At 71.2% G+C, this 10667-nt stretch carries 6 protein-coding genes and 1 pseudogene; 4 read left to right on the forward strand and 3 right to left on the reverse strand.

Annotated features, from left to right (window positions below; translation table 11 throughout):
• A pseudogene (locus ABZS58_RS43880) lies at positions 1-1567 on the reverse strand (hypothetical protein); the annotation flags it as partial.
• Positions 1568-1855: 288 nt separating this feature from the next.
• Here ABZS58_RS43880 and ABZS58_RS43885 point away from each other — a divergent pair.
• Positions 1856-3097, forward strand: a complete 1242-nt coding sequence (locus ABZS58_RS43885; RefSeq protein WP_354790033.1) for a cytochrome P450 — start codon at positions 1856-1858, stop codon at positions 3095-3097.
• A gap of 41 nt (positions 3098-3138) precedes the next feature.
• The gene (locus tag ABZS58_RS43890) at positions 3139-3336 is read left to right on the forward strand and encodes a ferredoxin (protein WP_354790034.1); all 198 of its coding nucleotides are present in this window, start codon (positions 3139-3141) and stop codon (positions 3334-3336) included.
• A gap of 87 nt (positions 3337-3423) precedes the next feature.
• On the opposite strand, the gene ABZS58_RS43895 is transcribed toward ABZS58_RS43890, so the two are convergent.
• Complete coding sequence (locus tag ABZS58_RS43895) at positions 3424-6306, reverse strand: LuxR family transcriptional regulator (protein WP_354790036.1); 2883 nt, start codon at positions 6304-6306, stop codon at positions 3424-3426.
• 539 nt (positions 6307-6845) lie between these two features.
• A complete protein-coding gene (locus tag ABZS58_RS43900) occupies positions 6846-8318 on the reverse strand; it encodes an MFS transporter (protein ID WP_354790037.1) in 1473 nt (490 codons plus the stop codon).
• Positions 8319-8584: 266 nt separating this feature from the next.
• On the opposite strand from ABZS58_RS43900, the gene ABZS58_RS43905 reads away from it, so the two are divergent.
• Positions 8585-9529: a TIGR03564 family F420-dependent LLM class oxidoreductase gene (locus ABZS58_RS43905; RefSeq protein ID WP_354790039.1), complete on the forward strand. Its 945-nt coding sequence runs from the start codon at positions 8585-8587 to the stop codon at positions 9527-9529.
• Position 9530: 1 nt separating this feature from the next.
• Positions 9531-10610 (forward strand): alpha/beta fold hydrolase, encoded by a 1080-nt coding sequence (locus ABZS58_RS43910; protein WP_354790040.1) that lies wholly within the window; start codon positions 9531-9533, stop codon positions 10608-10610.
• The last annotated feature ends 57 nt before the right edge of the window (positions 10611-10667 follow it).

Raw genomic sequence — 10667 nt, forward strand, 5'->3', positions numbered from 1 at the left:
CCTGATCGTGCGCGCCGACGCCGCGGAGTCCGTCGAGGAGCGTCGCGACGGCGGCCGGGTCGTCGAGGCCGGTCTGCTCGGCGGCACGGTCGGCGAGTGCGGTCACCTGGCCGTCCGCGTCCACCCCGCGCAGCCGCACCAGCAGCCCGGCGACGGCGGCCGGGTCGTCGAGGCGGACGTGGCTGGCGGGATCACGTCGCAGCAGTGCGACGGTCTCGTCCGGGGCGGCTGCCCCGCGCAGTCCGTCCAGCAGCCACGCGACCGCGGCCGGGTCGTCGAGGGTGGTGTGCTCGGCGGCCCAGCGGATCGTGCGGACGTCCGTGCGGAGGTGGGTCGCGGCGCTCAGGAGATACAGCACGCCGCGGCGGTCCCCGTGCGCGGCGGCGTTCTTGTGCAACTGCCCGGCGTCGCGGAACATGCCGCGCGCGTGGGCGGCGTCGCCGAGCGTCGCCTGGTCGGCGGGGAAGGTGTGCGCCGCCGCAGCGGCCCAGAATCCGGCCGGCGGCACCTGGCTCCTGCGCTGCTGCCGGCCGGGCTCGTCGATGACGTCCGCGAGCCGGTAGGCCACGCCGGTGCCGAGATCGGCCGGGTCGTGCCGGCGGATCCGGCCGAGGAGCCCGGCGACGCCCCGGCATGGCGCCGCCGTGTAGGCCAGCGCCTGCTCCAGCCAGTCCTGGCCCAGGGAGTCCTGCTCGGTGCGGGTCAGGTAGGCCGGCGCGGCGGCCGCCAGGAACCCGAGCGGCAGCGGTGCGCGGTGACCCAGCCGCCGGGCGTCCATCGCGGCATGGATCAGCGCGCCGGCGGCGGGTGGGGCGGCACGGTAGCGGGCCAGCAGCGCCGGCACCCCTGCCAGCTGCTGCGCGACCCGGCCGTCCTGGGCATCCTCCATCGCGGTGCGGAGCCGTCCGTCGAGGGCGGCCGCCGCCCGCAGATCATCGAGCGCGGCACCGGTGAACGCGGCGGGCACGACGATGCCGGCGCCGTCGAGGACCTCGCGGGCCCGCACGTGCGGAGTGCCACGGCGGGTGAGCCGCCCCCAGTGCGACGGCCAGAGCGTGCCCAGCACCAGCACGGGTGCCTGGTGGGCGCTGGCGAGCAGCGTGCGCAGCGCGGCAGCGACCCGCTCGCCGACACCGCCGGGGGCGTCCAGGTAGCGGTCGGTCCCGTCCAGCCACACCACCGTCCGCCGGCCCAGCCGGGGCAGCTGTGCCAGCACGGCCTCGGGGTCGGGCTCGTCGAGCGGACGCCACAGCCGCCAGCCCGCGGGCAGCCGGTGGACCGCCTCCCAGCAGGCGCGGGTCCTGCCCGTGGCGGACCACCCCACGAGGACCGCCAGGGCGCTGCTCCCTCCGCCGGCCCGGTCGATCACCCGTGCGAGCCGCTCGTCGTGCTCGCGCCGGACGTAGGGCGGCAGGGCCGGGCCGGCCGGGTCGGCTGGGTCGGCCACTTCCGCGGCGATCGGGCGGTGCACCCGCACCGCGAACGGATCGGTCAGCGCGGCGATCGGCTCGTCGAGGGCCACCGGCGTCGCGTCCCGCCGGTCAGCGGGACGGGATGGTGTGCTCACCACGTGGGCCGGCTCCTTCGAGGTCGGTCGATACCGGTGAATCAGCCGGGCTGATCACCGGGCCGCGTTCCGATTCTACAAACTGCCGTGAACCATATGTGGTTCCCCGCCGGCCGCGGGCGTCCCCTCCGACACCCCTATTCCCGGCGGACAAACCCCTACCGAGAAATCGACATCCGCATTCTCTTGGCGCGCGGCTTCCTTTGTGTGGCGTCTCCGATAGCGTATTTGACATCTGGATCCGAAACGTCGTTTTGGCTACAGCGCGCGAATAGCAAAGGAGCCACCATGACCACGTCGCCGACCGGCGCTCCCGACCGGGTGCAGGACGCCCTGCCCGAATTCCCCATGCCGCGCGCGGCGGGCTGTCCGCTGGACCCCCCGCCGGCGCTGCGCGAGCTGCAGGCCGAGGGGCCGCTCGTGCGGGTCCGGCTCTGGGACAACAGCACTCCCTGGCTGGTGACCAGGCACGCCGTGCAGCGCGCGCTGCTGGCCGACCCACGCGTCGGCTCGGACACGTTGCTGCCGGGATACCCGCACGTCAGTGAGAGCTTCCGGGACCGCGCGGCGGACCTCCGCACCTTCATCACCATGGACGATCCCGAGCACGCCCGGCAGCGCCAGATGCTCAGCCCTTCATTCACCGTGCGGCGGATCGAGGAGCTGCGCCCGACGGTGCAGCGCATCGTCGACGACCTCATCGACGATTTGCTCGCCGGTCCGAAGCCGGCCGACCTGATGTCGGCATTCGCATTGCCGGTGCCGTCACTGGTCATCTGTCACGTGCTCGGCGTCCCATATGAGGACCACGAATTCTTCCAGCGCACGAGCCGGCTGCTCATCCACCGGGACACCGCGGCGCAGACCGCGCTGGCGGCGCAGTTCGAGCTGGTCGGCTACCTCGACGACCTGATCGGCCGCAAGCTGGCCGACCCCGCCGACGACCTGCTGTCGCAGCTGGCCACCGAGCAGCTCAAGACCGGGCAGATGACCCGCCCGGACCTCGCCATGATGTCCCTGCTGCTGCTGGTCGGGGGGCACGAGACCAGCGCCGACATGATCGCGCTGGGCACCTTCGCCCTGCTCACGAACCCTGATCAGCTCGCCGCGCTGCGCGACACCGAGGACCCCAAGCTGATCGCCGGGGCGTCCGAGGAGCTGCTGCGGTACCTGTCCGTCACGCACGGCGGCCGCCGCCGGGTCGCCCTGGAGGACATCGAGATCGAGGGCCAGCTCATCCGGGCCGGCGAAGGACTGGTCATGCCCGCCGAGATCGGCGATCGTGACGAGCTGGCCTACGCCGACCCGGACAAGCTGGACGTGCACCGCGACGCGCGCCAGCACCTGGCGTTCGGCTTCGGCATGCACCAGTGTCTGGGCCACCCGCTGGTCCGGGTCGAGCTGCAGACCGTCTACGGCACGCTCTACCGCAGAATTCCCACCCTTGCCCTCGCGGTGCGCCCCGACCAGCTCGAGTTCAAGAACGAGGGATTCGTGTACGGCGTCCATGAATTGCCCGTGACCTGGTGACGTGACCCGCTCCGTCACCCGGACCCGAGAAGGGAAGTCACATGCGTGTTTCCGTGGACGCGGACAGGTGCATCAGCTCTGGTCACTGCGTCATGGCTTCGCCCGAGGTTTTCGACCAGCATGAGGACAGCGGCATCGTCTGGCTCCGGACCAGCCATCCGGCGGCGGAGCACGAGGACGACGTCCATGACGCGGCCTCGATCTGTCCGGTGCTGGCGATCACGGTCGCGGAGTCGTGACCTTCCGCTTCCGGCCGCTTCCGGCTCGCGGCAACCGCCGCGGGCCGTCGGCGCACGCCGCGCCGGCGGCCCGCGGGCGTCGCGCTGTCAGTCGGCCATCGCGCGGACGCCGGAGATCCGCGAGTTCGCCAGCGTGCGCTGGAACCGGGCGGCCAGCTCGGCGCGCCGCTTCACCTTCAGCTTGCGGTACACGCGACTGAGGTGCTGCTCGACGGTGCTGACCGAGACGAACAGCTTCTGGCCGACCTCCCGGTTGGTGTATCCCTGCGCGGCCAGCACCGCCACGCGGCGCTCGGCCTCGGTGAGCGAGAGTGTCTCGTCCGCCACGGCGGCGGCTTCGTGTGCGGTGCCGAGCCGTGGCGGGTCCTCGCCGACCGCGGATCGCCCCCCGAGATGCAGCCTTGACGTCTCGGCGATGCGCCGGGCCCGGCGCGCCAGCACGCGGGCGCGGGATGCCTTGCCCATCGAGAAATGGGTCTCGCTCAGCTCGTTGAGCGCGCGGGCCAGCTCCACGGTGTCGCCGCAGTCTTCCAGCGCCTCGACGGCCTGGGTGAGCAGCGCGAGCCGCCGCCCCGGCGCGGAGCTCGCGGCCGCGAGCACCCGGAGCGCGACCCCGCGGGCCGGGCCGCCGCCGACGTCGGCGAGCTCGAGCTGGGCCTCGGCCAGGACCCTCGCGCGGTCGACCTTGCCGGCGCGGAGCAGGGCCTGTGCCAGGTCGGTGCGCCACGGCACCAGGTTGGGCCGGTCCATCCCCCACCGTCGCATCGTGTCGCCGCAGACCTGGAAGTCCTCGATCGCGGCGTGCACCTGCCCGGTGGCCAGGTAGAACTGACCGCGAGCATGCCAGTAGAGCAGCCCGAAGCGGGTCTCGGCGACCCCTCGGGGCGGCACGCACTGGACCAGGCGGGCGGCCTCGTCCAGCTCGCCCATCGCGGTGTGCGCGGCGATCAGGCAGTGCAGCGGTGCCCCGAGCCGCACCCCCCAGCCCGCCGGGGACAGGGCGCTCATCGCGAAGCCGGCATGGCGGACCGCCGCCGGCAGGTCGCCTTGGCGCAGGGCCGCCTCGGCGCGTAACGACGACACCAACGCCGTGCCGATGGAGCTGCGCACCCGGGCCGCGTTGTCCATCAGCCCGGCGCACCAGCGTTCGGCGGCGTCGAGGTGCCCGGCGTAGATGAGCACCTCCAGGGCGGAGACCATCGGATAGTGGGCGGCGTCCACCGGTGAGGAGCTGCGCAGCAGATAGTCGGCCTCAAGGGCGGAGTCGTGCGTCCGTCTTCCCAGCAGCAGATCGCCGAGCAGGTCGGCGGCGCGCAGCTCGGCGGTCGGCGCCTCCGTCGTCCGGACGGACGGCAGGCCCGGCAGCAGGCCCGGATAGGTGCAGGCGAGCCACGCGAAGAAGGTGGCCTGCTCGGTGCTGCACGGACTCCGGTCGGCGAGCGCCCGGATGGCCTCGGTGGCGGCGTCATATCGGCCGTACCAGAGCATGTTGCGCACGACGGCGACGGCCTCGCGGTCGGGCAGGTGCCCCTTGCGGACCGCGGCGGGCAGACCGGGAAACCGGTGCGTCACCTCGGAAGGATGCAGGCGCCATTCCGCGATCGCGCGTAACGCGTCGATCTCGGTCCGCTCCTGCGGCGAGACGGCCTGGTCGCCGACGAGCTCGAGGTAGGACAGGGCGATCTCGTAGTCCTCGGTGTCCAGCGCCTTGCGGGCCTCGCGCCGCAGCAGGTCGGTGGCCCACGGAGCGGCCGGGCAGCCCGCCGCGAGCAGCTGGGCGAGCACCGCGCCGGTGGGGGCACCGTAGCGGTGCAGGACGAGCGCCACGTGCTCGCGCATGCCGGTCAGCTCGTCGGCCTGGCAGTCGCGCAGCACCGCCGCGCGCGCCATCGGGTGCCGGAACCTCCGTCCGGCGAGCAGGCCGGCGGCGTCGAGCCGATCGACGAGCTGGCCGGTCACCTCGACCGAGTTGGCCAGCAGACGGGCCAGCAGCGGGAGCGGGGGAGGCTCCTCGAGCACGGCCAGGATCCGTGTGGCGCGCACCGCCTCCGCGCCGTAGCGGCGCAGCAACCGGATGACGGCGTCGCCGAACGCGTCGGCCACGACGACGCCGGGCACCTCGCCGGCGAAGGTCGAGCGTGCGCAGTCGTCGATGAGCGCGCGCAGCAGCAGGGGATTGCCGCCGCTGATCTCGTGCAGCGGCCCGGCCAGCTCGGCGGTCGCCGGACCGCTGAGCGACTCGCCGACCATGGTGACCACGCCCTCGCGGGTCAGCGGGAGCAACCGGATGTGACGGGCATACGGCTGCCGCAGTATCTCCGACCGCAGCGCCTGGAAGCGCGGGCGGGCACCGGTGGACTCGTTGAGCACCACGACGACGCGTGCGGTGCTGATCCGCACCAGCAGATACATCATGACGTGCAGCGACCACGAGTCCACGTGCTCGAAGTCGTTCACCGCGATGACCACGCACCGGCGGCCCACAAGACCGAGCAGGACATCGAGCAGACCCTGCGCGACCTCGGCCTGCCATGCGTTGATGACGTCATTGGTGCAGGGATCGTCCTCGAGGCGGTGCCCGGCGACGGCCTGGTTGCTCAGGAGCGTGGCCGCCATGGCGCGGTCTTCGGCCGGCAGCTGGGGGCTGCCGAACAGCTGTTTGATCACGCTGAGGGGGAGGGCGCGTTCGGCGAACGAGCACGACGCGGTGAGCACGAGCGGGCCGGCTTCGGCCGCGTCCCGCGAGTCTGGATCTTCGCGCTGCTCCAGGTCGTGGGTGACGTAAGTGAGGAACGTGTTGACGAGCGCGGTTTTACCCATCCCGACGGATCCGCTCAGCAGGATGACGGTCCCGCAGCCGCTTTGGCCGAGCTTGAATGCATCCTTCAGTTCCCGCAGTTCAGCGTCTCGCGCGGTCACGATGCGTGGCCCTTCCCCCGTGTGGTCCTGGGTGCTCTTTCCGGCGATCATCGCCTAGTGCAGTGCCATGACACGACGATCGGCTTCGATGCCAAGACCGTCTAGAAGAGATCAACGACGCCACTGTGGGCGGTCGTCGCAGAATATAGTCGGCATCGTCGAAGGTGCAAGGTCACCTGAAGATAGTTAACATGGTCGATTTTTATAGCGCGATCGTGGTAGCTTCCCGAAACTTTTGGACGCTGACGTTTGCACAGGTGGATCCTGGTTACGTGGACGCCAAGAATCCGCAGACGCGGTTGCGTCTGCGGATTCTGCCGCACGTCATCAACCATTGACCGCACCCTGAACGAAGCCCGGCGTGGTCGCGAGATTCCCCTGAGTCGCTCAGAAGGAAGTCAGGTGTGAGGGATCGGGAAATCTGATTGTGGTGTGCCGCATGCCGGTCGGTGATGTGGTTGCTGGCGGGTCACTATGGATCAGATGTTGCGGCACTGGCCAGTGTCCCGGCCTGTTTTACCGGCAGCTGCGAAACGGCGTGCGAGGAACAATCCTGTGAAATTAAGACATTGAAGGTCATCACTAGCATACTAGCTCGCGGTGGCAGGCGGCTTGCGGGGAAGCAGCAGCGCGGTGAACACGGACAGCATCAGCAGGCCGGCCGAGGCGAGGAAGCCGAGCTGGAAGCCGTCGGTCGCCGCGTTGATCTGATCCACGCCGGCCCGCAGCTGGTGGCCGGTGTAGCCGGCGGCGATCGCGGCGATGACGGATAGGCCGAGGGCGCCGCCTGTGACGCGCGACACGTTGATCAGGCCCGAGGCGACACCTTGCTGATCGTCGGGCACGCCCATGCCGGCGGCCAGCGACAGCGGCAGGAAGGTCAGGGCCATGCCCACGCCGATGATGAGTGACGGACCGAGGATGTTGACCAGATAGGTGCCATTCGGCCCGGACAGTGCGAGCAGGGCCATGCCGATCGTGGCGATGACCGACCCGATGATGACGGTGACCCGGATGCCGAGGATCCCGAGGAGCCTGGGCGTCTGCTGGGCGGCGGCCAGAATGATCAGCGTCTGCGGGATGTAGCCCAGCCCGGTCTGCAGCGGGTTGTAGTGCAGCACTTCCTGCTGATAGAGCGTCGCGACGTAGAGCATCGCGAACATGCCGCTGCCGACCAGCGCCTGGGTGATGTTCGCCCCGACGACACTGGGAATCTTGACCAGCGAGAAGGGCAGCAGCGGGTCCTTGGCCACGCGTCCTTCGTGCAGGACGAAGTAGGCGATCAGCGCGATGCCCGCGGCGAGCGGCACGATGGCCTGCGGGGCGCTCCAGCCCTCCTGGCTGCTCTGCACGATGCCGACGGTGAGCAGCAGGACGCCGGCCGTCGACGCGACGGAGCCGATGAGGTCGAAGCGCTGGGTGCGCTGGGCGGGGCGCTGGTCGCGATCGAGCCAGAGCAGCGCGCCGACGATCACCGCCGCGCACACCGGCAGGTTGATGAGGAAGATCCAGCGCCAACCCGGGCCGATGGTCAGCAGTCCGCCGACGGCCAGGCCGAAGATGCCGCTGAGGCCGGCGGCCATGCCCCACGCCGCGATCGCCTTTGCCCGCGGGCCCTCTGGAAAGATCCGTGCCAGCAGCGCCAGCGTCATGGGGCTGATCAGCGCGGCGCCGCATCCCTGCAGGGCCCGCATCGCGACGAGTGTCCAGTCGTCGGAGGCCAGACCGGCGACCAGTGACGCGACGGCGAAGACGCCGAGACCGGCCAGCAGGATCCGCCGATGGCCGAGGATGTCGCCCGCGCGCCCGCACAGCAACAGGAAGCCGCCGAACGTCACGAGATAACCGTTGACCACCCAGCTGAGGCTCGCTTCGCTGAAGCCCAGCTCGCCTTTGATCTGGGGCAGGGCGACATTCATGATCGAGATGTCGATCGTGTCCAGGATCTGCGCCGCGCAGATGACGACGACGATGAGCGTGTGGCGGCGAGTCCAGACGAACGGCGCCTTTTCCTGCACCGCCGCCTGCGGCGTGTCGTTTCGCAGCTGCTGCGCGTCGGTCACTTCGATGCCCCTGCACTACTTGACGAACGGTCGGTCAGTGAAACCAGCGTAGTCAGCTTACCGATCGGTCGTCAAGTTGTCCGGAGTTGTGCGGCAGGGGACCACCGGCGGCCCGCCGGACGGGCGTTGCCGCCGGTCACGACCGCCGGCGGCAGGGCCGCCGTTCGTGTGCGATCCGGCGCCGGACACGCAAGCGAGGCTTTAGCCGCGATGCGCAGAGTCGGGGCAAGGAAAACGCCCAGTCAAGCTGTGGAAGGGCCGGCCAGATGACGCAGCACATCGGAGTGATACTCACCCCCGCCGCCGACGTCGGCACGGAGGTGACGAACGTCGTCGACACGCTGATCCAGAAGACCCGCGAGGCAGCTGATGCCGGGGTCACGTCGGCCTGGTTCTCCCAGCTGTTCGACCACGACGCCATCACGGCGGCCGCGATCGTGGGACGTGAGGTGCCGGACATCGAGATCGGCAGCGGCGTGGTGCCGCTGTGGCCCCGTCATCCGCTCACCATCGCCTCGCAGGCGCAGACCGCGCAGGCCGCCACCGGCGGCCGCTTCACCCTCGGGATCGGGCTCGGCGCGCAGGCCATGATGGAGCCTGCCTTCGGTCCCGGGTGGGAGCGGCCCATCCGCCGCCTGCGCGAGTCCCTGATCGTGCTGCGCCAGGTGTTCGACGGGCAGCAGCCGGACTTCGCCGGTGAGGTGATCACCGCGAAGCCGATCATGCCGGCCGTGGTGCCGGGCGGCAGCGGTGTGCCCGTGGTCGTCGCGGCCGTGGGATCACAGGCGCTGGGCGTCGTCGGCGAACTCGCCGACGCGGCGATGCCGTTCCTGGCCGGGCCGCGCGCGCTGGCCGAGCACATCATCCCGGACGTCGCGAAGGGCGCGCAGGCCGCGGGCCGGCCGATGCCCAGGATCATCGCCGCCGTTCCCGCGGTGGTGACCGACGAGGTCGAGAAGGTCCAGGAAATCGCGAACAAGGGCTTCTGGTACTACCCGGACCTCCCCTCCTACCGGCGGCTCTTCGCCGCGGAGGGGGTGTCGCACCCAGCGGCGGTGGCCCTGATCGGCGACGAGGACGTGGTGGCCGCAGGCATCCAGCGCTACTTCGACGCCGGCGCCGACGCCGTCGTGCTCAGCCAGTCCGCGATCCACTCCGAGGCCGAGCGGCAGCGCACCTGGAAGCTCGCCGGCCAGCTCGCCAAGGGCTGACATGAACGACGTCGCGGAACTCGAGCAGTTCGCCGTCCTGCACGCACGGTCGCAGCAGATTCCGCCGGACCGGTGCCGGGCGGTGCTCGACCGGATCGACAACGACGAGGACGGCGAACCGGGATCATGGGCGGTCGAGTGGTCGAGCTCGGCCGCCGAGCTGCGCGAGGCCGGCGACCTGCTGGCGGCGTCCCGCCACTGGACGATGGCCCGCTTCCCGTACGTCGACGGACCCACCCGGCAGAAGGCGCTGGACCAGGCGGTCGCCGCGTTCGACGCCTGGCGGAGCGGCATCGTGCCGCTGCGGCTCGACACGCCACGGGGCGAGCTGCGCTGCTGGGCCACGGAGCCGTCCCCCGGCCCGCCCCGGCCGCTGCTGCTGATCATGGGCGGCATCGTCAGCACCAAGGAGCAGTGGGCGCCGGCGCTGCCGCTGGTCCGGCAGATGGGAATGACCGGTGTGGTGGCGGAACTGCCGGGCGTCGGTCAGAACACCCGGTCGTACGACTGGGACAGCTGGCGCATGATCCCGGACATCCTCGACGCGCTCGGGGAGACCGCGGCCGGCGTGGACGTATACCTGCTCGCGCTGAGTTTCAGCGGCCACCTCGCGCTGCGCGCCGCCGCACACGACCGGCGGTTGCGTGGGATGGTGCTGGCAGGGGCACCCGTGCACGACTTCTTCACCGATCCGGTCTGGCAGCGCGGCATTCCCCGGGTCACCCGGGACACCCTGGCCCACCTGACCGGCTCGGAGCCGGGTGAGGTGGCCGAGCGGATCAGCGGCTGGGGCCTGACCGACGAGGAGCTGGCGGCGGTCCGGATCCCGGTGAGCTGCGTCGTGAGCTCGCGCGACGAGGTGATCCCGCGGTCCGACGTGGCCCGGCTGATCCGGACGCTGCCCGGCGTGCGGGTGCTCGAGCACGATGACGTCCACGGCTCGCCGGACCACGTCGTCGAGTCACAGTTGTGGAGCGTCCTGTCCGTGCTGCGGATGCGCCGTGCCCTGCCCCTGCGGCGGGCGGCCATCACCGGGGCGCTCGCCATGACGCGGCTCCGCCGCCGCTTCGGCGCCGCGTAACCTCCGCCGTGGAGTGAACAACCGCTCGCCGGTCCCGATCGGGACGGGCGAGCGGCG

The organism is Dactylosporangium sp. NPDC005555 (assembly GCF_040605635.1).
GTDB lineage: Bacteria > Actinomycetota > Actinomycetes > Mycobacteriales > Micromonosporaceae > Dactylosporangium.

Excerpts from the sequence above, each read along its gene's own strand:
- ABZS58_RS43885 (WP_354790033.1), top strand. The coding sequence starts at position 1,856 with ATGACCACGTCGCCGACCGGCGCTCCCGACCGGGTGCAGGACGCCCTG.
- ABZS58_RS43910 (WP_354790040.1), top strand. The coding sequence starts at position 9,531 with ATGAACGACGTCGCGGAACTCGAGCAGTTCGCCGTCCTGCACGCACGG.
- ABZS58_RS43905 (WP_354790039.1), top strand. The coding sequence starts at position 8,585 with ATGACGCAGCACATCGGAGTGATACTCACCCCCGCCGCCGACGTCGGC.
- ABZS58_RS43895 (WP_354790036.1), bottom strand. The coding sequence starts at position 6,306 with ATGATCGCCGGAAAGAGCACCCAGGACCACACGGGGGAAGGGCCACGC.
- ABZS58_RS43890 (WP_354790034.1), top strand. The coding sequence starts at position 3,139 with ATGCGTGTTTCCGTGGACGCGGACAGGTGCATCAGCTCTGGTCACTGC.